Source organism: Secundilactobacillus paracollinoides DSM 15502 = JCM 11969 (genome assembly GCF_001311135.1).
Lineage (GTDB): Bacteria > Bacillota > Bacilli > Lactobacillales > Lactobacillaceae > Secundilactobacillus > Secundilactobacillus paracollinoides.
The window spans coordinates 14,022-39,827 of record NZ_BBAG01000009.1 but is presented as its reverse complement, the minus strand read 5'-3'; the positions used below and the strand labels follow the sequence as shown (position 1 = coordinate 39,827).

29 protein-coding genes and 7 pseudogenes are annotated in these 25,806 nt (G+C 46.1%); 34 read left to right on the top strand and 2 right to left on the bottom strand.

All coding sequences use genetic code 11. The features are described from left to right. The first annotated feature begins 20 nt into the window (after positions 1-20). The 25 genes and pseudogenes from rpsQ (at position 21) to rpsI (ending at position 14,145) form a co-directional block, all read left to right on the top strand. Positions 21-287 carry a 30S ribosomal protein S17 gene (gene rpsQ, locus JCM11969_RS05285; RefSeq protein ID WP_054709124.1) on the top strand — a complete coding sequence of 89 codons (267 nt, stop codon included), beginning with the start codon at positions 21-23 and terminating at the stop codon, positions 285-287. A gap of 54 nt (positions 288-341) precedes the next feature. Beyond that, on the top strand, positions 342-710 hold the full coding sequence (gene rplN / locus JCM11969_RS05280; protein WP_054709120.1) for a 50S ribosomal protein L14: 369 nt from the start codon (positions 342-344) through the stop codon (positions 708-710). A 30-nt stretch (positions 711-740) separates the two neighbouring features. Beyond that, positions 741-1,052, top strand: coding sequence for a 50S ribosomal protein L24 (gene rplX / locus JCM11969_RS05275; protein ID WP_054709118.1), 312 nt, complete (start codon positions 741-743; stop codon positions 1,050-1,052). Positions 1,053-1,078: 26 nt separating this feature from the next. Beyond that, complete coding sequence (gene rplE / locus JCM11969_RS05270) at positions 1,079-1,621, top strand: 50S ribosomal protein L5 (protein ID WP_054709115.1); 543 nt, start codon at positions 1,079-1,081, stop codon at positions 1,619-1,621. Positions 1,622-1,633: 12 nt separating this feature from the next. Beyond that, positions 1,634-1,819: a type Z 30S ribosomal protein S14 gene (locus JCM11969_RS17000; RefSeq protein WP_082409188.1), complete on the top strand. Its 186-nt coding sequence runs from the start codon at positions 1,634-1,636 to the stop codon at positions 1,817-1,819. A gap of 29 nt (positions 1,820-1,848) precedes the next feature. After that, complete coding sequence (gene rpsH / locus JCM11969_RS05265) at positions 1,849-2,247, top strand: 30S ribosomal protein S8 (RefSeq protein WP_054709112.1); 399 nt, start codon at positions 1,849-1,851, stop codon at positions 2,245-2,247. Between the two features lie 31 nt (positions 2,248-2,278). After that, positions 2,279-2,812, top strand: a complete 534-nt coding sequence (gene rplF, locus JCM11969_RS05260) for a 50S ribosomal protein L6 (protein ID WP_054709110.1) — start codon at positions 2,279-2,281, stop codon at positions 2,810-2,812. 33 nt (positions 2,813-2,845) lie between these two features. Beyond that, entirely contained in the window at positions 2,846-3,211 is a 366-nt protein-coding gene (rplR, locus tag JCM11969_RS05255; protein WP_054709107.1) for a 50S ribosomal protein L18, read from the top strand. 21 nt (positions 3,212-3,232) lie between these two features. Then, the gene (gene rpsE, locus JCM11969_RS05250; RefSeq protein ID WP_054709102.1) at positions 3,233-3,736 is read left to right on the top strand and encodes a 30S ribosomal protein S5; all 504 of its coding nucleotides are present in this window, start codon (positions 3,233-3,235) and stop codon (positions 3,734-3,736) included. A gap of 12 nt (positions 3,737-3,748) precedes the next feature. Further along, entirely contained in the window at positions 3,749-3,931 is a 183-nt protein-coding gene (gene rpmD, locus JCM11969_RS05245) for a 50S ribosomal protein L30 (protein ID WP_054709099.1), read from the top strand. A 31-nt stretch (positions 3,932-3,962) separates the two neighbouring features. Beyond that, on the top strand, positions 3,963-4,400 hold the full coding sequence (gene rplO, locus JCM11969_RS05240) for a 50S ribosomal protein L15 (RefSeq protein WP_054709096.1): 438 nt from the start codon (positions 3,963-3,965) through the stop codon (positions 4,398-4,400). After that, a complete protein-coding gene (gene secY / locus JCM11969_RS05235) occupies positions 4,400-5,713 on the top strand; it encodes a preprotein translocase subunit SecY (RefSeq protein WP_054709093.1) in 1,314 nt (437 codons plus the stop codon). Before rplO ends, secY begins: the two co-directional genes overlap by 1 nt. Positions 5,714-5,795: 82 nt before the next feature. Beyond that, positions 5,796-6,447 (top strand): annotated as a pseudogene (locus tag JCM11969_RS05230) (adenylate kinase). Positions 6,448-6,582: 135 nt separating this feature from the next. Then, positions 6,583-6,798, top strand: coding sequence for a translation initiation factor IF-1 (infA, locus tag JCM11969_RS05225; protein ID WP_010619611.1), 216 nt, complete (start codon positions 6,583-6,585; stop codon positions 6,796-6,798). 51 nt (positions 6,799-6,849) lie between these two features. After that, a complete protein-coding gene (gene rpmJ, locus JCM11969_RS05220) occupies positions 6,850-6,969 on the top strand; it encodes a 50S ribosomal protein L36 (RefSeq protein WP_054709090.1) in 120 nt (39 codons plus the stop codon). A 26-nt stretch (positions 6,970-6,995) separates the two neighbouring features. Next, the gene (gene rpsM / locus JCM11969_RS05215) at positions 6,996-7,361 is read left to right on the top strand and encodes a 30S ribosomal protein S13 (RefSeq protein ID WP_054709084.1); all 366 of its coding nucleotides are present in this window, start codon (positions 6,996-6,998) and stop codon (positions 7,359-7,361) included. Between the two features lie 30 nt (positions 7,362-7,391). Next, positions 7,392-7,781, top strand: coding sequence for a 30S ribosomal protein S11 (gene rpsK, locus JCM11969_RS05210; protein ID WP_054709082.1), 390 nt, complete (start codon positions 7,392-7,394; stop codon positions 7,779-7,781). An 87-nt stretch (positions 7,782-7,868) separates the two neighbouring features. Then, a complete protein-coding gene (locus tag JCM11969_RS05205) occupies positions 7,869-8,816 on the top strand; it encodes a DNA-directed RNA polymerase subunit alpha (protein WP_054709079.1) in 948 nt (315 codons plus the stop codon). A gap of 24 nt (positions 8,817-8,840) precedes the next feature. Further along, a complete protein-coding gene (rplQ, locus tag JCM11969_RS05200; RefSeq protein ID WP_054709076.1) occupies positions 8,841-9,224 on the top strand; it encodes a 50S ribosomal protein L17 in 384 nt (127 codons plus the stop codon). Positions 9,225-9,866: 642 nt separating this feature from the next. Beyond that, positions 9,867-10,698: pseudogene (locus tag JCM11969_RS05195) on the top strand (energy-coupling factor ABC transporter ATP-binding protein). Then, positions 10,674-11,548: pseudogene (locus tag JCM11969_RS05190) on the top strand (energy-coupling factor ABC transporter ATP-binding protein). Before JCM11969_RS05195 ends, JCM11969_RS05190 begins: the two co-directional pseudogenes overlap by 25 nt. Next, a pseudogene (locus tag JCM11969_RS05185) lies at positions 11,541-12,343 on the top strand (energy-coupling factor transporter transmembrane component T family protein). Before JCM11969_RS05190 ends, JCM11969_RS05185 begins: the two co-directional pseudogenes overlap by 8 nt. A 15-nt stretch (positions 12,344-12,358) precedes the next feature. After that, positions 12,359-13,156, top strand: coding sequence for a tRNA pseudouridine(38-40) synthase TruA (gene truA / locus JCM11969_RS05180; protein ID WP_054709074.1), 798 nt, complete (start codon positions 12,359-12,361; stop codon positions 13,154-13,156). Between the two features lie 139 nt (positions 13,157-13,295). Further along, complete coding sequence (gene rplM, locus JCM11969_RS05175) at positions 13,296-13,739, top strand: 50S ribosomal protein L13 (protein WP_054709071.1); 444 nt, start codon at positions 13,296-13,298, stop codon at positions 13,737-13,739. 13 nt (positions 13,740-13,752) lie between these two features. Beyond that, positions 13,753-14,145 carry a 30S ribosomal protein S9 gene (gene rpsI, locus JCM11969_RS05170; RefSeq protein WP_054709068.1) on the top strand — a complete coding sequence of 131 codons (393 nt, stop codon included), beginning with the start codon at positions 13,753-13,755 and terminating at the stop codon, positions 14,143-14,145. Positions 14,146-14,245: 100 nt separating this feature from the next. Here rpsI and JCM11969_RS05165 read toward each other — a convergent pair. Further along, positions 14,246-15,177: pseudogene (locus JCM11969_RS05165) on the bottom strand (amidohydrolase family protein). A gap of 108 nt (positions 15,178-15,285) precedes the next feature. On the opposite strand from JCM11969_RS05165, the gene JCM11969_RS05160 reads away from it, so the two are divergent. From JCM11969_RS05160 to JCM11969_RS05125, 8 genes and pseudogenes are all read left to right on the top strand, one after another. Beyond that, on the top strand, positions 15,286-15,672 hold the full coding sequence (locus JCM11969_RS05160) for a TetR/AcrR family transcriptional regulator (protein WP_054709065.1): 387 nt from the start codon (positions 15,286-15,288) through the stop codon (positions 15,670-15,672). Positions 15,673-15,715: 43 nt separating this feature from the next. Next, positions 15,716-15,895, top strand: coding sequence for a TetR family transcriptional regulator C-terminal domain-containing protein (locus tag JCM11969_RS05155; protein WP_054709062.1), 180 nt, complete (start codon positions 15,716-15,718; stop codon positions 15,893-15,895). 663 nt (positions 15,896-16,558) lie between these two features. Then, positions 16,559-17,416, top strand: a complete 858-nt coding sequence (locus tag JCM11969_RS05150) for a KxYKxGKxW signal peptide domain-containing protein (protein ID WP_054709059.1) — start codon at positions 16,559-16,561, stop codon at positions 17,414-17,416. After that, positions 17,416-18,894, top strand: a complete 1,479-nt coding sequence (locus JCM11969_RS05145) for a hypothetical protein (protein WP_054709056.1) — start codon at positions 17,416-17,418, stop codon at positions 18,892-18,894. Before JCM11969_RS05150 ends, JCM11969_RS05145 begins: the two co-directional genes overlap by 1 nt. Further along, positions 18,888-19,457: a hypothetical protein gene (locus tag JCM11969_RS05140; protein ID WP_054709052.1), complete on the top strand. Its 570-nt coding sequence runs from the start codon at positions 18,888-18,890 to the stop codon at positions 19,455-19,457. The genes JCM11969_RS05145 and JCM11969_RS05140 overlap by 7 nt, the downstream gene beginning before the upstream one ends. Then, entirely contained in the window at positions 19,454-19,780 is a 327-nt protein-coding gene (locus tag JCM11969_RS05135) for an LPXTG cell wall anchor domain-containing protein (RefSeq protein WP_054709049.1), read from the top strand. Before JCM11969_RS05140 ends, JCM11969_RS05135 begins: the two co-directional genes overlap by 4 nt. Positions 19,781-20,032: 252 nt before the next feature. Further along, entirely contained in the window at positions 20,033-20,767 is a 735-nt protein-coding gene (locus JCM11969_RS05130) for a C40 family peptidase (protein WP_054709048.1), read from the top strand. A gap of 805 nt (positions 20,768-21,572) precedes the next feature. Then, a pseudogene (locus tag JCM11969_RS05125) lies at positions 21,573-22,903 on the top strand (MATE family efflux transporter). A gap of 59 nt (positions 22,904-22,962) precedes the next feature. Here JCM11969_RS05125 and JCM11969_RS05120 read toward each other — a convergent pair. Further along, on the bottom strand, positions 22,963-23,304 hold the full coding sequence (locus tag JCM11969_RS05120) for a metal-sulfur cluster assembly factor (protein ID WP_054709047.1): 342 nt from the start codon (positions 23,302-23,304) through the stop codon (positions 22,963-22,965). A gap of 198 nt (positions 23,305-23,502) precedes the next feature. Between JCM11969_RS05120 and ilvD the strand changes: the two are divergent. Continuing rightward, positions 23,503-25,205: pseudogene (gene ilvD, locus JCM11969_RS05115) on the top strand (dihydroxy-acid dehydratase). The last annotated feature ends 601 nt before the right edge of the window (positions 25,206-25,806 follow it).

Sequence of the window (25,806 nt, the reverse complement as noted above, 5' to 3'; positions counted from 1 at the left end):
CGATAAAGGAGGTAAAATACATGGCTGAAGCACGTAATGCTCGTAAAACGTATCGTGGTCGCGTCGTTTCTGATAAGATGGACAAGACAATTACTGTAGCGGTTGATACTACTAAGACTCATCCCGTTTACGGTAAGCGGATCAAGTACACTAAGAAGTACAAGGCACATGATGAAAACAACGAAGCCAAGCAAGGCGACATTGTTGAAATTATGGAAACTCGTCCATTATCAAAGACTGTTCGTTTCCGCCTACTCAGTGTGGTAGAAAAGGCAGTTATTATCTAGTTTCGACATTTTATCGTATTCTGTTTTACTTACAGTGAAAGGAGGACACTAACGGTGATCCAACAAGAATCTCGTTTAAAAGTCGCTGATAACTCTGGTGCCCGTGAAATTTTAACTATTAAAGTCCTGGGTGGCTCAAATCGTCGTTACGCTGGAATTGGTGACGTTATCGTTGCTACGGTTAAACAAGCAACACCAGGTGGCGTTGTCAAAAAGGGTGACGTTGTTAAAGCAGTTGTTGTTCGTACTACTTCTCGTGTTCGTCGGGCCGATGGTTCATACATCAAGTTTGATGAAAATGCTGCGGTCTTGATCCGTGACGACAAGAGTCCACAAGGTACTCGTATTTTCGGACCTGTTGCGCGTGAATTGCGTGACAATGATTATATGAAGATTGTTTCTCTTGCACCAGAAGTGCTCTAATCGTTCGAAAATAAGGAGGTGCCAAACAGGATGTTCATTAAAACTGGTGATAAAGTTCGTGTGATCAGTGGTAAGGATAAGGGCAAGGAAGGTACTGTCAAGAAGACGCTTAGTGCTAAGAACCGTGTTGTCGTCGAAGGCGTCAACATGATCAAGAAGCACCAAAAGGCTTCCCAGACCAACCCCCAAGGCGGCATTATTGATACTGAAGCACCTATTCAAGTATCTAACGTAATGCTGATCGATCCTTCTACGAACCAACCTACCCGTGTTGGTTTCCGCGAAGAAGATGGCAAGAAGGTTCGTTTCGCTAAAAAGAGCGGCGAAACCATCGACAAATAGTCTACGGAAGGAGGCAAAATTTACTAATGGCAGATCGTTTAAAAGAAAAGTACACTAAAGAAATTGTGCCATCAATGATCGAAAAGTTTAACTACTCTTCAATCATGCAAGCACCAAAGCTTGACAAGATCGTTTTGAACATGGGTGTCGGTGACGCCGTTTCAAACGCTAAGAACTTGGATGAAGCAGTTGAAGAATTAGGCTTGATTGCTGGTCAAAAACCATTGATTACCAAGGCTAAGAAGTCAATCGCCGCTTTCCGTTTACGTGAAGGTAACGCAATCGGCGCTAAGGTCACCTTACGTGGCGACCGGATGTATGAATTCTTGGACAAGTTGATCAATGTTTCATTACCACGTGTTCGTGACTTCCATGGTATCAGTTCTCGTGCCTTTGATGGCCGTGGTAACTATACCCTTGGTGTTCGTGAACAATTGATCTTCCCAGAAATCGACTTTGATAACGTTAACCGTGTTCGTGGTTTGGATATTGTTATTGTTACCACTGCTGAATCAGATGAAGAATCACGCGAGTTGTTAACACAACTTGGCATGCCATTTACTAAGTAAGGAGGTACTATTGTGGCTAAAAAATCATTAGTTGTTAAGAGTCAACGCCCAGCTAAGTACTCGACGCAAAATTACACCCGTTGCGAACGTTGTGGACGTCCACATTCAGTTTATCGGAAATTCCACTTATGCCGTCTTTGCTTACGGGAACTTGCCCACAAAGGCCAAATTCCTGGCATGAAGAAAGCTAGCTGGTAATATATCACTACAAAGGAGGATAAACGTTAATGTCCATGACTGACCCTATTGCAGACTTCTTAACTCGGATTCGTAATGCCAACATGGTATATCACGAATCATTAGAAGTACCTGCATCAAAGATGAAGCGCGACATCGCTGAAATTTTGAAGCGTGAAGGTTTCATTCGCGACGTTGAATATATTGAAGACAACAAGCAAGGCATTATTCGTGTATTCCTGAAGTATGGCCGTGACAAACAACGCGTCATTTCAGGATTAAAGCGGATTTCAAAGCCAGGTTTGCGTAGTTACGTTAAAGCCGATGCTGTTCCTAAGGTACTTAATGGCTTAGGTATTGCTATTATCTCAACTTCTGAAGGTGTTGTTACCGATAAAGAAGCTCGGGAAAAGAAAATCGGTGGCGAAGTTCTCGCCTACGTTTGGTAATAACGATATTAAGTTAGGAGGTGCACTTTAAATGAGTCGTATTGGTTATAAGACAGTTACTATCCCTGATGGCGTTGATGTTAAACGCGATGGCGATGACGTTACAGTAAAGGGCCCAAAGGGGACTATTACTCGGACCTTCTCACCAATCATCACGATGGATGTTAAGGATGGCGAAGTCAACTTTGATCGTCCAGATAACAACAACAAGACCCGTGCTTTACACGGTACTACTCGAGCTAACTTCAACAACATGGTTGAAGGCGTTACTAAAGGCTTTAGCAAGACCTTGAAGCTTGTCGGTGTTGGTTATCGTGCCCAATTAAAGGGTAAGTTGATCTTGAGTGTTGGTTATTCCAACCCTGTTGAAATGGATGTTCCTTCAGAATTGAAGGTCGAAGTTCCTGACAACAACACCATCAACATTTCTGGTATCAGCAAGCAAGAAGTTGGTGACTTTGCTGCTGAAGTCCGTGCCGTTCGTTCACCTGAACCTTACAAGGGTAAAGGTATTCGTTACGAAAATGAACACATCAGCCTTAAAGAAGGTAAAACCGGTAAGTAATGCCGCCTAAGCGCATTAACAATAATTAAAGAGGTGACTATTTTGATTTCGAAACCAGATAAGAACAAGACACGCCAAAAGCGTCATTTACGTGTCCGTAATAAAATCTCTGGTACTGCTGAGTGCCCACGCTTAAATGTATTTCGTTCCAACACAAACATCTACGCTCAAATTATTGATGACGTAGCGGGTGTGACGCTGGTCAGTGCCTCGTCATTAGATAGTGAAGTAGCTGCAGGTAACAAAACCGACCAAGCTAAGGCAGTCGGCGAATTAGTTGCTAAGCGTGCTTCAGAAAAGAAGATTGTGAATGTTGTTTTTGATCGTGGCGGTTACTTATACCACGGACGGGTACAAGCTTTGGCTGAAGCAGCTCGTGAAAACGGCTTAAACTTTTAAGAGAAGGAGGAATAACCACTAATGGCAAAGTTTATCGATCCTGAAAAGCTGGATCTTGAAGACAACGTTGTAGCGATCAACCGGATCACCAAAGTTGTAAAGGGTGGCCGTCGTCTTCGTTTTGCAGCGCTTGTTGTAGTCGGTGATCATAACGGTCACGTTGGCTTTGGTACTGGTAAAGCACAAGAAGTCCCAGAAGCTATCCGTAAGGCCGTTGAAGCCGCACGTAAGAACTTGATTGAAGTTCCTATCGTTGGTACGACCATTCCTCACGAAGTTCTCGGTACGTTTGGCGGCGGCAAGATTATGCTGAAGCCTGCTACTGAAGGTTCTGGGGTTGCTGCCGGTGGTGCCGTTCGTGCCGTCATGGAATTGGCTGGTATCGACGATGTCACTAGTAAGCGTCTTGGTTCTGACACACCAATCAACTCAATTCGTGCTACTTTCGAAGGCTTAAAGGCTTTGAAGCGTGCCGAAACAGTTGCAGATTTACGTGGTGTTTCAGTTCAACACTTAGCTGAATAGGAGGATCTCAACATGGCTGATTTAAAGATTACTTTGATTCACAGTGCTGCCCACCGTTTGCCTAAGCAACGTAAAATCGTTAAGGCTTTGGGTTTGGGTCGCGTAAATAGCTCTGTTGTTCATCCTGACAACGACGCTACTCGTGGTGCGCTTTTCCAAATCGCCCACCTGATCAAAGTTGAAGAAGTTAAATAATAAATTTTAGAATAAGGAGGTGCCTTCTTTCATGAAGTTGAATGAATTACAACCATCTGAAGGGTCACGTGTAACCCGTAGTCGTAAAGGTCGCGGCCGTTCTGCTGGTAACGGTAAAACATCTGGTCGTGGACAAAAGGGTCAAAAGGCTCGTAGCAAGACACGTCTTGGTTTCGAAGGTGGCCAAATGCCACTGTATCGTCGGATTCCAAAACGTGGGTTTACTAACATTAACCGCAAGGAATACGCCCTTGTTAACCTGTCAACCTTAAACGACCGTTTCGAAGATGGTGCTGAGGTTAACCCAGCAGCATTGGTTGAAGCTGGCATCGTTAAGAATGAAAAAGACGGTATCAAGATTCTTGGTAACGGCGAAATTTCAAAGAAGCTTACTGTTAAAGCTAACAAGTTTTCTGCTAGCGCAACAGCAGCTATCGAAGCAGCAGACGGTAAAACAGAGGTGATTTAATGCTTTCTACCCTGAAAAACGCGTTCAAAGTTAAAGATATTCGGAATAAGATTTTCTTTACACTGTTTGTTTTGGTAGTCTTTCGTATCGGCTCCTACATTACGGTGCCTGGGGTTAATGCAAAAGCCTTACAAAGCGTTGCGTCTTCTGGATTAGTTAGCATTTTAAACATGTTTAGCGGTGGCGGATTAACAAACTACTCCATCTTTGCGATGGGGGTTTCGCCATACATTACTGCTCAAATCGTGATCCAACTTCTACAAATGGACATTGTGCCTAGATATGTAGAATGGAGTAAGCAAGGGGAAGTCGGCCGGCGGAAATTAAACCAGCATACGCGGTACTTGACCATCATTTTGGCGTTTGTCCAATCTGTTGGGATCACCGCAGGGTTCAACACATTAAGTAGTTTAAACTTAGTGAACAACCCGGGTACTAAGACCTACGCTATGATTGGGATTATTTTAACTGGTGGTACCATGCTTACCACTTGGATGGGTGATATGATTACAGACCACGGGTTAGGTAACGGGGTCTCAATGATCATCTTCGCTGGGATCATTGCTCGTATTCCAACTGGTATTTATCAAATGTACACGACTTACTTCGTGGATGTTGCTAAGTCAAGTTGGTGGAAGAGTGGGTTATTCTCACTCGCCATTTTGATTCTTGTGTTAGTCATTGTCGTCTTCGTGACGTGGGTTAACCAAGCTGATCGAAAGATTCCGATTCAATATACGCGTCGGGTATCCGGTGACCCAGATAGTAGTTATCTACCATTGAAGGTCAACGTTGCCGGCGTTATCCCAGTTATTTTCGCTAGTTCATTTATTGCAACGCCACAAACCATTTTGATGGCGTTCTCTAATAACCATTCTGAAGATACTTGGTACCAAGTGTTATCGAACATTTTCAGTATGCAGACGACTGGTGGAATCACCCTTTACACGATTTTAATCATTTTGTTCACGTTCTTCTACGCTTTCGTTCAGGTTAATCCTGAAAAGTTGTCTGAGAACCTACAAAAACAGGGTAGTTACATTCCAGGAGTTTGGCCTGGACATGAAACCCAGGTTTACGTTTCTAACTTACTCATGCGTTTGAGTACAGTGGGTGCATTATTCTTAGGATTCGTTGCTTTGATTCCGTTAGTTGCCCAAAACGTTTGGAATCTGGATGAATCGATTGGCCTTGGTGGGACTAGTCTACTGATCGTAGTTGGGGTCGCCATTCAAACGATTCAACAGATTGAAGGATTGATGATGAAACGCCATTACATTGGCTTCATCCAAGATCCACGTCCAGCTGAATGAGACAGGTAATGGTGTGGTGACTTGCTCAGCACACCATTATGTCTTTTATAGCTGGTAGTCGCAAGGAGGTAATGACATGTCAATGGATTTAATTTTAATGGGCTTGCCCGGCGCTGGTAAGGGAACGCAAGCACAAAAGATCGTCGAAGAATTTCCGATTCCACATATCTCAACTGGTGACATTTTCCGTGACGCTATGAAAAATGAAACGAGATGGGGCTGGAAGCTAAGAAGTACATCGATAAGGGTGACTTAGTGCCAGATTCTGTAACGAACGGGATCGTTCGCGACCGTTTAGCACAAGACGACGTTGCAAAAGGTATATGTTGGATGGTTATCCACGTACCATCGATCAGGCACAGGCTTTAGATACGTTTGGAGCTGAACTTGATCGGGCAGTTGACGCCGTGATCAATATTCATGTTGAACCCGATGTCCTAATCGAACGACTTTCTGGCCGTTATATCTGTCAAAACTGTGGCGCAACTTATCACAAGATCTACAACCCGACGAAGGTTCCCGGAACCTGTGATGTTTGCGGCGGTCACGACTTCTTCCAGCGTGAAGATGACAAGCCTGAAACGGTTAAAAACCGGCTTGAAGTAAACGTCAAAATGAACACACCACTCGTGACCTTCTATGAACAAAAAGGGTTAGTCCATACGGTTGATGGTGATCGCGATATTGATGCTGTTTACAAAGACATTCAAGCTATTTTAACGAAATTGGCATAACCAACCCTCTTAGATTGGATTTACTTGCTTCAAACCGTGCTGTATGGTAAACTAACTCAGGTTGGCCTAAGTTTATTTGGGGTGAGATCCGGTCACGATGTCCGTAGTCGAATATCTGTTCAGGGAGGTAGTTTCGTGGCAAAAGATGTCATCGAAGTTGAAGGAAAAGTTACCGAAACATTGCCTAACGCCATGTTTCGCGTTGAACTAGAAAACGGTCATGAAATCTTGGCACACGTTTCTGGTAAGATTCGGATGCATTACATTCGGATTTTACCTGGGGACCGTGTGACAGTTGAAATGTCACCGTACGATTTGACTAAGGGGCGGATTACGTATCGGTTCAAGTAACCGGTATGTGTTTTGTTCTGTACCCAGTCATTTTTTAGGAGGTTTATAGCAATGAAAGTAAGACCATCTGTTAAAAAGATGTGTGACCACTGTAAAGTGATCAAGCGTAAGGGTCGGGTTATGGTTATTTGCTCAGCCAACCCTAAGCACAAGCAACGTCAAGGTAAATAATTTATAATAATTGGAGGTGCAACTAAATGGCTCGTATTGCCGGAGTTGACTTGCCACGTGACAAGCGTATTGTCATTGGCTTAACTTATATTTTCGGAATTGGTAACACTACTGCCCAAAAGATCATCGCTGAAACCGGTGTTTCTCCAGACGTCCGCGTCTGCGACTTAACACCTGACGACGAAGATAAGATCCGTGCAGCAGTTGATAACTACAAAGTTGAAGGTGACCTTCGTCGTGAAGTAACGATGAACATCAAGAACCTTCAAGAAATCGGTTCATATCGTGGTATGCGTCACCGTCGTGGTTTGCCTGTTCGTGGCCAACACACGAAGAACAACGCACGTACTCGTAAGGGTAAAGCCGTATCGATTGCCGGTAAGAAGAAGTAATTATTTTATAAAAGGAGGTAATGACGTTTTATGGCAACTAGAAAAACTTCGCGCAAACGCCGCGTAAAGAAGAATATCGAGTCTGGTGTTGCTCACATTCACTCAACATTTAACAACACTTTAGTCATGATTACTGATATGCAAGGAAACGCAATTTCTTGGTCATCAGCTGGTTCTCTTGGTTTTAAGGGTAGTCGTAAGAGCACACCATTTGCTGCACAAATGGCTGCCGAAGCTGCTGCTAAGGCCTCAATGGAACATGGTATGAAGACTGTTGAAGTCGCTGTTAAGGGCCCAGGTTCAGGTCGTGAAGCCGCAATCCGTGCTTTACAAGCTACTGGTCTTGAAGTTTCAGCTATCCGAGATGTTACACCAGTTCCTCATAATGGTTCACGTCCTCCGAAGCGCCGTCGTGTATAGTTCATCTCGGTTGAGTGGACACACGAGACTGAATGATGGGACTTATTATCATGGCACAACGCGTTTTGAAAGGGGTAAAAGATAAGAATGATCGAATTCGAAAAGCCTAACATTCACAAAATTGAAGAAAGCGACGATTATGGTAAGTTTGTCGTCGAACCGCTCGAACGGGGTTATGGAACAACGTTGGGTAATTCATTACGACGAATTTTACTGTCTTCGTTACCTGGTGCTGCTGTCACTAGTATTCAGATCGATGGCGTTTTACATGAATTCTCAACTATCGAGGGTGTTGTGGAAGACGTTACTCAGATCATTTTGAACACTAAGAAGATTTCATTAAAGCTTGAAGGTCCTGACGACGAGATCGAATCAATGGAAATCGACGTTAAGGGTCCAGCTCAAGTTACGGCTGGTGACATCACTGCTGATAGTGATGTGACAGTTTTGAATCCTGATCTTTACATTGCTACTGTTGCTGAGGGAGCTACCTTCCACATGCGCATGACAGCGAATAAAGGTCGTGGCTACGTTTCAGCAGACCGAAACAAAGCCAAGGAAGACATGCCAATTGGCGTTTTGCCTATTGACTCTATTTATACCCCAATCGAACGTGTTAACTATCAAGTTGAAAACACGCGGGTTGGCCAAAGAGACGATTATGATAAGCTAACTTTGGATGTTTGGACTGATAATTCAATTACGCCAAGTGAGTCAATCAGTTTGGCAGCCAAGATTTTGACTGAACATTTAGCAATGTTTGTTGATTTAACGGACGAAGCTAAGAACGCTGAAATCATGGTTGAAAAGGAAGAGACTCACAAAGAAAAGATGTTGGAAATGACAATTGAAGAATTGGACCTTTCCGTTCGTTCTTACAATTGCTTGAAACGTGCTGGTATCAACACTGTTCAAGAATTGACCAACAAGACTGAAGCTGACATGATGAAAGTTCGTAACTTGGGCCGGAAGTCATTGGAAGAAGTCAAATCAAAGCTTTCTGATCTTGGAATTTCACTTCGTAAAGAAGACTAATTATAAAAAGGAGGGTATCTACTAATGAGTTACCGTAAATTGCAACGAACTAGTTCACAACGTCGTGCTTTGCTTCGCGATTTAACCACTGAATTATTGGTTCATGGCCAAATCAAGACTACTGAAGCACGGGCCAAAGAAGTACGTTCAACTACCGACAAGATGATCACCTTAGGTAAACGTGGAGACTTGCACGCCCGTCGTCAAGCCGCTGCCTTTCTTCGTGATGTAGTTGCTGATGTTAAGGAAGATGGGGACAACGTCCAAATCTCTACCGCATTGCAAAAACTATTCAGCGAAGTTGCACCTAAGTATGCTGACCGTAACGGTGGTTACACTCGTATTTTGAAGACCATGCCTCGTCGTGGGGATGGCGCTCAAATGGTTATTTTACAATTGGTCGACTAGTTTCAATTTTTATCAGTAATCGTGGCCGAGCATCTATTGCGAGGTCGCAATAGAATCACACCTGACTTAAGGTATAAAGCGTTATGATGATGACATGTTTCAAGTCTAGCTTGAATGCGGCATAGCCGTGCACCTTTTGTTGGGGTGATTTTTTTGTGCGCTGGTTTCCCCAGCATGCGCGATTAAAAGCTGGTAGTGGTCGGCTGATCACTACCAGCTTTTTACATAGCGTTAGAATCGACCGTTAGCGCGCTGATAGGCATAGACCGGACCTGAGACACGGATCTCGTTCTTCAAAGTCAAACAGCGTGAGGACACCCCTAATTAGAGGGGATGCACCCATGCAGTTAGATTTGAATGATTGATGCAGGGGTGCGACAAGTCATTAATATCAGCTTTTCGGCTTGATGTGAATTTGATGTAAAAATGTGCGTTAATTAGAGCAACATGACAGTTTCGTTGCGGCGCTTGTGACCATCAGATGGTGATGCCTTTTCCGGGAGGCTTTAAATCCTGAAGGTCATGGGTCAGCGCTTTCTTACACTGTTTTGCCCTTTTGTTAAAAAAACAGGTGTAATCCGGCAACAGCGGGTCACAATTTGGTATAATGACGGGTGAATTTAAAAAATGAGGAATGCATAAATGGCCATTATTTCAGTTTCAAATTTATCATATGAATATTCGAATAGTGATCGTAAAGCCGTTGATGATGTAAGCTTTGACATCGAACAGGGCGACTGGGTGGCCATTGTCGGCCATAATGGGAGTGGTAAAAGTACACTTGCCAAACTGCTGATCGGGTTAATGGCTGCGGACGAGGGCACCATCACGATTGACGGCCTGGAACTCACTGAGGAGACTGTCTGGGATATCCGCGAGAAGGTTGGCATGGTGTTTCAAAATCCAGACAACCAGTTCGTTGGCGCGACGGTTGCCGACGACGTTGCCTTTGGGATGGAGAACCGGCAGATGGACCGGGCGACCATGCGCGAACGTGTGACCAGTGCACTGACGCAAGTTGACATGTTGGATTACGTTGACCGGGAACCTGCAAAACTTTCTGGTGGTCAAAAACAGCGAGTTGCATTGGCGGGTATCATTGCCATTGTGTCCAAGATTTTAATTTTAGACGAAGCACCAGTATGTTGGATCCTAAGGGACGCCGCGAAATATTAGCAACGATTAAAGCCTCAAGACAAAGTATGATTTGACGGTTTTATCGATCACTCACGATATTGACGAAGCCGCGAGTGCGGATCACATTTTGATGATCGACGACGGTCATTTCGTTGAAGAAGCTGATCCGGAAAAGATTTTCAGCCACGGTGCGCAACTCATTCAGATGGGACTTGATGTGCCATTTGCTGAAAAGGTCAAACGCGCACTTGCGACACGTGGCGTAGATACGCCGCAGACATACATGGACGAAGGGAGCTTGGCTGACTGGTTATGGAAATCGCGTTTGAAAAAGTAAATTACTGGTACCAAGCTGGAACGCCATTTGCGGTTCAGGCACTGTACGACATTAACCTCAACATTCCCGCGGGTGAGTTTACTGCCGTTATCGGTCAGACTGGCAGTGGTAAATCGACCTCATCCAGCATTTGAATGCACTTTTGAAGCCGACTGAGGGCCAGGTAGTCATCGGTGACCGGACAATTACATCAGAAACGAAAAATAAACATTTAAAGCCGTTACGCAAAAAGGTTGGCCTTGTGTTCCAATTCCCAGAAAATCAACTTTTTGAGGAAACGGTTTTGAAGGACATTGCTTTTGGCCCGCAAAATTTTGGTATCAGCGTGGAAGAAGCCACGAGACTTGCCCATGAAACGGCAAAAATGGTTGGTCTCGACGATTCACTGCTCGAGCGCTCACCATTTGACCTATCCGGTGGTCAAATGCGACGTGCGGCCATTGCTGGGGTTTTAGCGCTTGAACCTGACGTTTTAGTGCTTGACGAACCCACGGCTGGACTAGATCCTCGTGGTCGAAACGAGATTATGGGTCTGGTTCGCCAATTACAGGTGGAACGTCACCTGACAATTGTGTTGATCACCCACCAAATGAATGACGTTGCTGACTACGCTGATCACGTGATCGTGATGGCTCATGGTCACATGGTCAAACAGGGCACGCCTCGTGACGTTTTTAGTGACGTGGACTGGTTAACTGCTCACCAGTTGGAATTACCCTCGGCAACCGCTTATGCTAACAAACTGATGCAACAGGGGTTTGTTTTTGATCCCATTCCGCTGACTGCGGACGAATTGGCTGATCAGCTAGTGCCCCAGATCAATAAGAAGGGGGTGGCTGACAATGGATAAGTTTATGTTTGGCCGCTATATTCCTGGCGATTCTTGGGTGCACCGGTTAGACCCGCGAGCAAAGCTGATCTTAACGTTCATCTATATCGGCGTTGTCTTCTTTGCGAACAGCGTCTGGACCTATGCCGTGCTCGTTGTTTTATTGTTGGCGTCGATCTTTGCGACCGGCATTTCACTTGGGGTGTTTCTACGAGGACTGAGGCCGCTGCTTTGGCTGTTGATGTTCACCGTTGTCATCCAAATTTTCTTTGGCGCAGGGGGCCACATTTATTGGCAGTGGGGCTGGTTATCAGTGACCCACGATGGCCTGATCAACGCGTTGCTGATCCTCATGCGATTTGTCCTGATTATCATGGTGTCCACACTGTTGACGTTTTCAACCCAACCGTTGGAGATTGCTGACGGTATCGAATCCCTTCTGAGTCCGTTACGGAAGGTTCACTTCCCAGTAGCCACGCTGGCACTGATGCTGTCACTCGCACTGCGGTTTGTCCCAACGCTGATGGATGAAGCTGAAAAGATTATGAACGCTCAGCGTGCTCGGGGCGTTGACTTTGGGACGGGCGGATTGCGCCAACAGGTCAAAACGATCGTTCCGATCCTCATCCCACTCTTTGTTAATGCATTCAACCGCGCTGTTGATATTTCAACAGCGATGGAGGCGCGCGGGTACCAGGATGGTGAGAACCGTACGAAGTATCGTGAGCTGAAATGCATCGCCAAGATACACTGAGTTTAATTATTTACGTTGCGTTTTCCGTGGTCGTCATCAGTTTACGGGAACTGCATTTGTAACACGAAAGGAAACCTATTTTGAGATACAAAGTGACATTTGCCTATGATGGCACGAATTTTGCTGGCTTTCAGCGGCAACCGCACATGCGTACCGTGGAATCGGCGCTCACTAAAGTGGTCAATAAAATGGCTAAACAACCCGATCCAGCCATTGTCGTTTACGGGTCTGGCCGGACTGATGCTGGCGTCCATGCGTTGGGTCAGGTTGCGCACTTTGATTTTCCCTTTGCTCTGCCGACTGAAAGCATGCGGCGGGGCCTCAACTCCATGCTGCCAGTCGATATGGAAGTCCTTAAGGTCGAACAGGTGAGCGACGCCTTTCACGCCCGTTACGATGTGTCTGGCAAGCGCTACATGTACCGGATGGATCTCGGTGAATTCCGGAACCCGTTTAAACGCAACTACACCGGCCACTGGAAATTCCCTGTGGACGTTGCCTTGATTCGTCAGGCAGAACAGGACCTGATCGGCGAACACGACTTTACCAGTTTTGTGGCCTCGGGCTCCAGTGCTCGGACAAATTTTCGGACGATTTATGAAGCGACCTGTCACCGTGATGAGGCGAACAATGAGTTAGTCTTTGAATTCTATGGGAACGGTTTTCTCTACAATCAGGTTCGAATTATGGTTGGGGTCCTAGTTGAAATCGGCGCCCAAACGCGGCCGGTTGATGACATTCAGCGGCTTTACAAGCTTGGTGATCGGCGCAATGCGCGTCGCACTGTTCCGGCCAGCGGGCTTTATCTGAAACACGTTTACTATGAGGGGGATGACCCCGAACACCCAACAAAATTACCAAAACATCAGCGTTAATGAAAAGTTTTCCCCGTTTGGGCGTTGACTTTTGGGGTAAAAATTTGTATTATGTTAGTTGGTATTGTTTGCCCCACGATAAGCCCCGGAAACTTGTTATTGGTGTTCAAACAAACACAGAAAAATGGAGGAATTTAACGTGCGTACAACATATATGGCTAAACCAGGTGACGTGGATCGCAAGTGGTACGTGGTTGATGCAACCGATGTCCCATTGGGTCGTCTGTCATCAGCTGTCGCTAACATCTTACGTGGTAAAAATAAGCCAACGTTCACCCCTAATGTAGATACTGGTGATAACGTGATCGTTATCAACGCATCTCAAGTTGCTTTAACGGGTAAGAAGGCTTCACGGAAGATCTATTACCATCACACGAACCACGCGGGCGGTTTAAAGCAACGCACTGCTGGCGATTTTCGTGCAAATGACCCAGAAAAATTGATTGAAACTTCTGTTAAGGGAATGCTTCCTCATACTTCATTAGGTCACAAGATCGGCTTGAAGCTTCACGTTTACGCTGGCGACCAACATGATAATGCTGCTCAAAAGCCTGAAGTTTTAGACATCACTAACCTAATTTAAGGAGGAAATTGAATTGGCTCAAGTACAATATCGCGGCACAGGCCGTCGTAAAAACTCTACTGCTCGTGTTCGTTTAGTACCAGGTACTGGTAAGATCGAAATGAACGGTAAATCAATTGAAGATTACATCCCATTCGCAAACTTGCGTGAAGTGGTTGTTCAACCATTTAACGTTACTGAAACTCTGGGTAACTACGATGTTTTAGCAAACGTTAATGGTGGCGGCTTCTCTGGTCAAGCTGGCGCCGTTCGTCATGGTATCGCCCGTGCATTGCTCGAAGTCGACCCAGATTTTCGTGGTCCCCTCAAGCGTGCCGGTCTCTTAACTCGTGACGCACGTATGAAAGAACGGAAGAAGCCAGGTCTTAAGAAAGCTCGTAAGGCTGGTCAATTCTCAAAGCGTTAAGATATATTGTATCTCAGCGTTTTACGACATCCTTTCCTGTTGGAGAGGGTGTTTTTTGTACATGAAAACGGTCATCCCAATTTGAGATGACCGTTCTCGATTAATCGCGGTGAAGTAGCTGCGCGGCGTTATCATGAAAAATCAGTTGGCGTTGCTGTTCTGAAAGTAACGGTGTGTTGCTTAAATCATTGGCTTGTTGAGCGGACCACTCCAGAGGCGTGTATGGAATATCGCTGCCGTATAGGACATGGTGCTCATCCGCAGTGTTAACAAGGCAGGGAGCTGCCGCGGTAGCACTTGACCAGCTGTGTCAAAGTAGACATGTTTCATTACCTCGTAAATATCCGTCTCGTATTGTTTTTTGACAAAAGCCGCCACCCGGTCATCTAATATTCCTAAGAATGCGCCCGCGTGAGGAATAATCAGTTTAATATTTGGAAAGCGAGTGAAAAAGCGATATTTGAGCAGATTTAAGAACGTCATTGTCGTATCCATAAAGAACCCTAACAAAGGTGTTGGCAGATCAATGTCAACATTTTTGGGCTTCTCTGCTGGTTCGTTTGGATGTAGCGCAACAAGTGCGCTTCGGTCGTCCAGTTCTTGGTAAACACGGTCAAGAATTGGTGAGCCAAAGTAGACACCGCGACTATTAGTGGGGACAGTCACCCCCAGAGCATGCTGCTGCTCAAAGACCTTTTTAATCATCGTGACAGATTCTGTTTCATATGGTAATGGAAGCGTTGCGAGGTAGCCGAATTGGTCGGGATAGTCTTGTGATAAATGATCACCCAGCGTATTTGCATCTTCTGCTAATCTGACTGTTTCAGTTTTATCGCCAAAGTTAATGTGAGGCGAAGAGAGGGAGAGGACTGAAAACCCAATCTCATTTTGGGCCATAAACGCAAGCGTTGTTTGTGGCGACCAACTTGGCGTCGGCCAACCATCTGGATCGCCGGCAATGTGTTGTTTAAGTGCTGCTTGATAGCTTTCTGGTAAATAATGGGTATGAAAATCAATTTTTTCTAGTGTCATATGAATTCGCCTTTCAAGATGAGTTGTTAGTTGATAACACTGAAATTGTAGGGCGAAAAATGTTAGAATCATATGAACAGATTGTATGAAAGTGTGTAGTGGTGAAAAATGAAATTATTAACTGGGACACCGATGCAACAAAGACTGTACGAAACATTTGCGGAGATGTTGAAAACTAAGCAAGTTTCAGAAATTAGCGTGGTCGCGTTAACGAAACAGGCTGGTGTCAGCCGTGGCACTTTTTACATGTATTATGCTGATATTCCTCATTTTGTTGACCAGTTAGAACGTACGCTCTTTATGCACCTCGGCCGTGCTCATGCTGATAATTTACAGACAGCAATCAAAGCGACAGCGCTGGCACCTAACCCAGAAATTGCCTATCCGATTTTTGAAAAATTAATGGCCACCATTAACGACTATTATCCACTGTTTAGAGGCTTTCAGGGCCTAATGGCGATCCTCATTTTTGGAAAATGTTTGAGACTGAAATGACGTCGTCGTTATTCTCAGCCTACCGGAAACGCTTGAAAATACATTGTACTTAGACGATATCCCTGTTGATTACGTGATGCCGATCTTTATGAGCAGCATTTTAACGATCATTCGACACTGGCTGCTAAAAATTAATCCAGAACCGTATCAGGAAGTGGCTAAAATCATTACTGAAAGCCGGTACGTTGAGCCCTACAATCTGTTTAAGGCAAGTGATGAGTAACGTTTTTGCTGATGGAAGGTGAAGAAAAATAGATCTTCCAATGTCTAATCATGCTTGTAGGTAACTGATTGTTACTTTTATATAACTCAGTCTACTTAAATGATTAAAGATAAGAATCCAAAATGGTCTATTTTTTAAATGAATTGTTGCGTTTTACATTTTTAAGCACCACACAAAAAAGCCCGCCAAACAATCACAGTATCTGTTTAGCGAGCAGGGAACGAATAGGCGTACTATCAGTGTTCTGGGGGAGTGATAGTACTTGGAAATTAATGGTGGTTGTAGGCAACCACCACAATGTCCACTGTAACATGTTTGTCATAAAAATGCCCCCGACAATGTGTCGCATTTTGTCTGTAAAGCCTGTTATTAAAGTCTTTAATTAAGAAAATGAAACAAATTGTCGCAAAAATAGACCAATACATAAATTTCTAATCGTGTCCATTATCTAATAAGAGAACAGATTGTTGTTTGCGGGAATAATGTGACTGAACTGATGTATAAATCAGAACTGGTATGTAGTGGTTGCTGGACTGTCTATCTAAGCCCACCTTTTCGTTTAATAGTAATATTCTTCAATATTAATGGCATCTTTAGGATTCCTTAATTTTTAGAAATAGTGTAAACTGATGGTGGAGTGAGTTTAATTCAGGCACATTTCTAATGGGGGAATCAATAATTAAATATGGTGAACGCAAAGTTTCTCATTTTAAGATGTATAAAGTTAAACGACAGTGGCTATTTACGGGGATGGGCATCCTGGTGATGTCTGGCACACTGGCATTTAGTGCGCCTTCAGTTCATGCGGATACCGTTACAACCGGTGGGACAACGACGACGGCAGTTACCGATAGCAACACGACAGCCGCGTCATCGATACCTGAATCTTCGGGGCAATCGGGTACTACTTCCGAACAACAAGCAACGCAAGATACTGCCGAAGCCAATTCGACGTCCGAGCCAACTGAATCACAAACGAGCCAGTCAGTACAAACGCCCGCTAATGTCTCTACAAATACGGAAAACGATGGCTCAGCTAAAACTACTGAACCGACAACAGGCCAATCGGTTGATACGACCACAACGACTAGCGTAAATGCGACACAGCCAACCACAACTGCCCAGGTTAAAACTCGGGTCGCCGCCGTGGCTGTTAGTCAGGCAGTAACGCCAGACGCTGATGATGCGACGACCGCAAAACAAGCCTATCTTGATGATGAAAACGGCGATTATGCAACGGCAGTTACGGATTATCAATCGCAATCGGCTGCAATTCAGTCACAAATTTCTGATTACCAAACGGCAAAGGCTGCCTATGATACTGCATTGTCTCAGTACCAAACACAACTGGCCCAGGCTGAACAGGATACAACCACCGACAAAACAGCTTTAAAAACACAGCTGACAGCAAGCTACGATAGTTTAGCAAGCCAATATCAAGCACTAACGACTCAGTTGGCCGCCATCAATACGGCCGTCACGACGCTAATCAAACATACGATGACGCCTACGAAACGCTAGTGAACTTGTACAATGCTTTACCTGAGAACATTCAAAACGCCGGCACTGAAATTCAAGACTATAACGACACGGCTGCTGACCAAGCATCAGCACTTGTGACGGACGCCACCAATACCGCTTATGCCACAGCCTTGCAGAGTACGGCCAGCGGCGTATCAACAATGGCTTCAGACGCTCAATCACTGGCTGATGGCGCTACCGAAAAGATCTTGGTCACGCCAGATACCACAAGTGATGGGACAGTTGAAGCAACTTTGTTTGGCAAGACATACACGGATGCGAACGGTGATGGGAAGATCACTTACGAGGACGATGTGATACCGACCGTTGTGAGTGATTTAAACACGGATATTACCAATGTGCAGGCAGGGGACACCACTAGCCTTCAGGGCTCATATGCTGAAGTTGTTGTACTGTTTAACTACCTCAAACAGGTTGCCGATACGGCGTTGCCTTACGAAACGGATGATGGCAGTGTGGGCCGTGTTGAATCTGGCGAGGCCAATACCGGCTCCAACGCCTTAAACCCGAATGGCTCACAGACCGCTAGTGCGTTTAGCTCCACCTATGCCAGCGAATTATTAAGTGCAATCGATGGTACCAAGGCGCAATTGGAAAACACGTTGCAGACAATTTATGATCAAACTGGTAATACCTTTGATGAAACGGCATTCAACGACACGTTCGACACGACGCTTAAGCAGGTCGCCATCCAAATTTACACGGACCAAACGAACGCCCTTATTGCAATGGCAGAACAGCTCAAGACCACGTTTGATGCTGCGGATAATGCCAATGACGCCCTTTGGGACACAACGTCGCTGTGGGTGGCACCGACAGAACTAGCTGGTGAATTACAGGATGCCATTGATACGGCAACTCAAAATGCAGCGACTGGCCTTGCTGCGTTACAGGCAATGCCAGCCTCAGATGATTTTCTGGCCATGGCGTATTCAACGGGAAATACCGCTGCCGGACTACCGACCAGCGATACGATCAGTGGTATTTGGAACGGGTTGTATTCAACGATTGACTGGTTTGGCACGACGGTCTCGCCGTTAATGAAGAACGTTGTGGCCACGGCTGACCCCAACAGTACGACAGATGTCGATGGCAACGTGACCTACTCGTCTGATTTCGTTGCGCAACATGCAGTCGTGTTTGACGCCGCAACCGCTCTGGCAAATACGGTCACGCAACTGGTTGTGAAGTCTGGTGAGATCACGGATGATCTTCAAGGTGTGTTGACTGATTTGTTGACCATTACGGGTGACTTTGATGTCACACTGCCAGCTCAGTTAGCGCCATTGACGTCGTCGAGTACAGCGGCAGAAGCACCGGAGGCAGTTGGTTCAGCGGATGTGAGCTACTACGATGACACGACAGGGAAACCTGTGTCGACGACGGAGAATGCACTGCTCGGCGCTCAGGGCGACACTGTGACCTGGACGGCAACCGTCCCTGCGAATTATTGCTGAATCAGGCAAATGCCGCTGGAACCTATACATTAGCGGCGACGGATGGCACCGTTACGATCCACCTTGCACACGCCATCGCTACGACGACGGCTGTAGAAGAGTACATCACAGCGTTTGTAGCTGGCGCGGGGGTTGACCAGAATAAGTTACCAGCTGATGTTGTCCAAACAGTCACCTGGACGCTCCAACACGATCTGGTAACGGATACTTGGATAGCCACACCCGACAAAACGGTCATCGAAGCAGTTTCGGCGCCAATCATTCATGCGGACGCGACAACAAGCTACGTTCCTGATCTAACGGGCACCATTGCTGGCACCCTGGCAGCCTTCACAAGCAGCACTGACCCAACGGCCAGCATCGCTGGGTCGACGAAAACGATCACATACCACGCGGCTTATCTTCCAGAATCTGACCCTCAGGAAAAGACACAGGTTCCTGATACGAGTCCCAGCACCACATTGCCAACTGGTGGGGATTCGGGTACGACGGTGACGAGGCCTGATCAGGCGATTCGGGTGAACCGTCAGCATCAGGCACGACCCAGGAGACTGGAAATGTGACAAGCCCTACAGTTACGATTGCGAATCCGGTCGCTGCACAAACGGGTGCTGATAAAACCCAGTCAGACCAGCTAGAAACAAGCAAAGCGAATGCTGCTGGTGACACGACTGTTACAGCTACCGAAGCAGGAGCGGCGACTAACCTTTCGTCAGCGACGACCACATCGCCTACCGAAAAACAGGAAGGCGCAACGCAGTCACAAACGAAACAGACCTTACCGCAAACTAATGAACAGTCAACGACGATTTGGTCGCTGTTGGGGCTGTCATTGCTTGGGTTGATGACAGCAGTGGCGGGAATCTTTAAACGCCGCCACTCATAAGAAACAATTTAAAATAAAAAAGCGTCAGCGCTTATCCTTATTGAACGAAGCGCTGACGCTTTTTGTGAATTATTTGACATCAATTCGACAAGTAACTTACACATTTCGCCTAACTATGACGATAAGTTAACACGATGATTGCATGTTAGAAGAATGACACAACGACTTAAAACTGATGTTATTTTTCAGCAAACGAACCGACGCATTGTGAGCGTAAGCTAGAAAGTACAAACAGCTGAGGAGGTCGTTATTGTGAAGAATCATCATCGAAGTCTGAAATTGGGGTTGCTGATCATCATTGGGTTAAGTCTGGGTATTATGGGGCATCTAACGCGTGCGAGTGCCGATACCTACGTTAAGGAAGCCAGTATGACACCTAAAACATACGTCCGTGCGAGTTCAGCAGGCGCCATGTACACCCTTAAGATTTCAAGCAGCACCGTTTCATTTAGCAAAAAAACGCACTATCTCAAAAATTATCCAAGTACCACGTGGGAGGCAACCAAGAAACTTTACGAAAAGAAGGCCAATGGCGCTACATATCTCTATTATTATGTGACCAACAAGTCAGGTTCCGTAAGCGGCTGGATCTGGCATAAGTACTTAAAGGCTGGTGCCACGTACGCCACACTCTATGGGTACGCGAAAGATGAACTTGGCAAACCGTACAGTTATGGCGGTAACGGACCATCATCCTTTGACTGTTCTGGACTAACAAAATATGTCTACGCCAAAGCAGCGGACAAAACGTTACCCAGAACGGCGCAGTCACAGTACGACACCTACACGCACGTTTCTAGTTCTAAATTGGAGAAGGGCGACCTTGCGTTCTTCGGCGGCAGTACGTCCAGCATTACCCACGTCGGCATTTACATTGGCGACGGCATGATGCTAGACGCGCAGAATTACGGCGTGATCAGTGAAGCCATCCACGTATCTTGGTGGCATGTGGTCGGGTATGCGTGGCCGGAGACGTTAGTTCAGTAGAGAGTGGCCGAAAACGGTAGAAGCAGAGTGTAAGCCAACTCTCTGTTTTCTGTATGGTCTTTCCATTGTTAAGTGATTCAAAGTAGCACTCCAAAGTCGCCTTACACAGTTGGGAGTCCAAGCCTGCGAACACGTTTCCACAATGTAAACTAGAAATTCAAGGATCACCTAGGTCTCCGATGTTCGTAGCCGGTCAAAGGGCAGCCAGTAACAAACACCGACATCACAGCCTGTAATGCTGAAAGGTGCCACTACGCTGTGATTCTTTCAGTGGTCATCACAGCTTGTAAGTCGTCATAAGTTGTATAACCAAACCTCTATATCAATCGTTACTGGTGACCAACACCCCATGAGAAGCGTTGCTGTTAATGGTCTTACTAGCAGTCGAGGGCGGATTCTCTGCGAACTATTTTTAACGCTATTGTGATGCTTAACTCGTGATAAAAAGGGTGATCAACGTCAGTGGAATGGAGCAATTTGGCACGGAGCTGTGGTGTCGACATCAGTTAGCGACCGTTCTTTGGTCGGTTACTGATGTGCGAGACGATGAAGATCCATTCGAGAGCTGCGCAGCAGAAATCGAATTAGCTTCATCGCGAGCCACTTCAGCACCGTGCCAAATTGCGGAATGCAACGGAATATCACCTGGTATTTATCACCTGGTATTGAAAGACGCTCTTTACATCACCAACGATCTATCAGAAAATAGACCTATTGGGTTACGGCAAGTCCACTTGGGCGAGCGACCGGACACCGGATAGTTTAGTGTGCCAGTCACGGTCACACCAGTTCAGGAGGACTTATTTTGGATCAGTTATTTGAAAAAGCACCCGTTCGTAAGGTATATATGCAGCTCGCGTTGCCAGTTGTGATGGGGATGTTGGCTAGCATGGTGTACAACCTTGCGGATACGTTCTTTGTCGCGAAGACGAGGAATGCCAATCTAGTGGCGGGCATTTCACTTGGGGCACCGTTGTTTTCATTTTTATTAGCCGTTGGCGATATTTTCGGTCTCGGCGGCAGTGCGGTCATTTCCCAGATGTTGGGTCGCCAAGATAAAAAGGCGGCTGCCAGTCTGGCAAGTTATTGTTTCTATGCATCAATCGTGGTGAGTTTAGTACTAACGGCGCTAATGCTGGGATTTAAACGACCGATTCTGCATTTGTTAGGCACAACACCAGCAACCTATCAGTATGCAGCGGGCTTTTACAACATGTTGATTGGTGGGGCCGTGTTTATTGTGGTCTCGCTAGTGCCCGGCAACATCATCCGGACAGAAGGCTTGGCCAAACAGTCGATGATCGCCACGATTCTGGGTACGGTGCTCACGATCATTTTGGACCCGATCTTCCTCTTTGTGTGCCACTGGGGTGCGACGGGAGTGGGGCTGGCTAACGTCATTGGGTACGTGCTCAACACGAGTCTCCTGGTGTACTTCATGCAAAAACGGGCGAAGGTGCTGACGCTTGCTTGGTCGCAGGCGCACGCAACCCGGCAGACACTGCTTGCGACTATCAGCATTGGCATTCCAGCGAGTTTGACTAATTTTATGGCCAGCTTTGGGACTATGCTGCTCAATAACTATTTGGCGCGGTACGGGCGGATGCCGTCGCAGCGATGGGTATCGCCAACAAGGTCTACATGGTTGTGATGCTGGTCATGGTTGGATTTGCGTTCGGTGCGCAGCCGCTGATCGGGTACAACTACGGTTCAGGGGACCGAAAACGATTAAACGAGATCCTGCGATTTGACTACGAAGTGCTGATTGGCTACTCACTGGTCCTTGGCATCATCCTGATGATCTTGGCTCCCCATCTGGTTGGGCTATTTATGCGCCAACCGGCAATTGTCCGGATGGGAACGCTCATGTTACGCGCATTATTGGCGACGACGCCGTTGATGGGTGCAATCTTAGTCTTTACAACCGTTTTTCAATCGTTTACGAAACCAATCAGCGCACTGATCATGGCTATCGCCCGTCAAGGCATCATCTTTGCGGTGGTGATCGTGGTGCTGAGCCGAGCGCTTGGGTTTGATGGCGTTGTCTGGAGTCAAGCTGTCAGCGATTGCTTAACCTTTTTAATTGGTGTGGTGCTGTTTTACAAGGCCATGCACGATAAAAATAGAGCATCATAAAACAGCATCCGCATCACCGATTATTTCGATGATGCGGATGCTGTTTTTATGTATGGTGGCTAATGCACACTAATGCCGAGTGTGACGCGGCCCACACGACTAATGCGAGTGGGTTCCCAAACGGGATCGTTCACAATTTTGACACTGACCGAATTGATCTCATCCAGTTGTGTTAACGCATTTGAAAGATCACGTGGTAACGTTTCGATACAGTCACAAATAATTTCCGTAATTGTCGTGACCACATCGGCATGACCCGTTTCGTCTAAGCTGACCTCGTAAATGAGACCAAGATTATAAACGTCTAATTCAATATCTGGATCAATAACGGTTTGCAGTTGCTCGGCAAGGCGGTCACCGAGTGCTGCAGCCCGGTCATTTAATTTAATATCATCGCGCATAAACGAACTCCTTTCAGTAATACCAGTAGATTAAGCAATTAAGCTTCTTTGTATTCTGACATACCTAAACATGAATTTCAAGTATATATTTTTGTCATATTTGAAATAAGAATATCTATTTACTGATATAACGTGTTAAAATCTGATTATAAATTAATTAAAATAATTTCGACTACATATCTTGAAGGGAGTCTTTTTATGGCTGAAGAACAACCAAAAAAGGATCTACGCATTAAAAGCCACGTCTATGATGGCATGGTCCGGTCACCCAATCGTGCAATGATGCGGGCAACTGGGATGACGGACGCTGATTTTAAGAAACCGTTAGTGGGGATTATCAGTGCCTGGGCCGAGAATACGCCCTGTAACATGCATCTGCACGACTTTGGCAACGTTGCTAAGGCAAGTGTGCAAGATGCGGGCGGCTGGCCGGTGAGCTTCGGGACCATTACTGTTTCCGATGGGATCGCCATGGGAACCCCTGGATGAACTATTCGTTACCATCGCGTGACATTATTGCGGACTCGGTGGAAACAGCGGTCGGCGGACATAATTGTGATGCCTTGATTACGATCGGTGGCTGTGACAAGAATATGCCGGGGTCACTGATCGGCATGGCAAACGCTGATATTCCAGCTATTTTCGTTTACGGTGGCACGATTTCGCCCGGTAAGTTAGACGGGAAAGATATTGATTTGATTTCCGTTTTCGAAGCTGTTGGCCAGTGGAATAACGGCGACATGAGTGCCGAAGAAGTCCGGGCAATTGAGTGTAACGCTTGTCCCGGACCTGGCGGCTGCGGTGGGATGTATACCGCGAATACAATGGCGTCAGCAATCGAAGCACTTGGCATGAGTTTACCAGGATCGGCCAACCATCCGGCAAATACGGCTGCCAAGAAACAGGATGTTGCTGATGCAGGGCAGGCGGTGCTTAATCTGCTTGAAAAAAACATCCGTCCAAGTGACATTTTAACGCGTGACGCGTTTGAAAATGCCCTGACACTCGTAATGGCCCTGGGAGGCTCGACGAACTCAACGCTACACTTGCTGGCAATTGCCCACGCTGCCAACGTTGATCTGACCCTGGAAGACTTTAATACCTTCCAGAAAAAAGTGCCGCACATTGCCGATTTAAAACCAAGCGGACAGTACGTGTTCGAAGATCTGTACAACGCTGGCGGTGTCTCAGCTGTTTTGAAATACTTATACGAAAATGGGTATATTCACGGCGACTGTTTGACGGTTACGGGTAAAACGATGGCCGAGAATTTGGCAACGGTGCCATCATTGAAACCTGGTCAGAAAGTCATCATGCCGTTGGATCATCCGAAACGGCCAGACGGGCCACTGATCATCCTGAAAGGGAATCTGGCCAGTGAGGGTGCTGTTGTGAAGGTGTCTGGGGTTAAAAAGCGGCATCATGAGGGTCCCGCTAAAGTGTTTAACAATGAGGAAGATGCCATCGAAGCCGTCTTAGCAAATAAGGTCGTGGACGGCGATGTCCTGGTCGTTCGGTTCGTCGGACCAAAGGGCGGTCCTGGAATGCCGGAAATGTTGTCTTTGTCAGGTATTCTTGTTGGTAAAGGGCAGGGCGAATCCGTTGCGTTGTTGACCGATGGCCGTTTCTCAGGCGGTAGTCACGGCTTAGTGGTCGGCCACATTGCCCCTGAAGCGCAGGATGCGGGTAACATTGCTTACCTACATGATGGCGATACTGTGGTCATCGATATCGATACTCGCGAACTCACCATGAAAGTTTCCGATGAAGAACTGGCTAAACGTAAAGCGGCTACCACGATTCCACCGCTTTATACGCGTGGGGTTCTTGGTAAGTATGCGCACCTTGTGCCGAGTTCTGCCAAAGGTGCGGTCACAGATTTTTGGAAGAAGAACGAGTAACACCTCCTGAATCTACTTGAGTTGCAATACAAGAAAAGCAGCACCGTGCCATTTAGAAAATAAGGCAGTAAAACGCTCCTGAGAGATCACATGATCTCTCAGGAGCGTTTTGCATCCCAGTATCAAGATTGCGCTACGTATGTCTGTATATGCGTGAGATCGCTACCCGGAGTAGCAAAGTAAATAATAAAAAATAGTTAGCGGTCAAAGGCCGGCAACTCAGGGATATTTGAATTAATTAGCATAGCTTGTGCTATCTTTAACCTAAATAAGGTTGACCTTAGCGAAGTCTGTGATACTATATAGTTGTAGTTCAAACAATAAGAAAAAAACTTTTATGTTTAACTATATTGCGTTGCAATCATAACAATCCGTTTTTCTGAATGACGTGGAAAATACACTAACGGTAATTACTGGTCTGGTAAAGGCGAGTCAAACCACAATTTGGCCGATTTATTTATAACGATCATTCAGTGCTGTAGACCACTAAATTGGCTGCACTTTGGGGGATTTGCCGGCCCCACGTTTATTGCTGGCAATCGACACAACTAAATCGTCACGTCTGGTTCATTTTTTATGATTAACTAGTCAGCCAAGATGG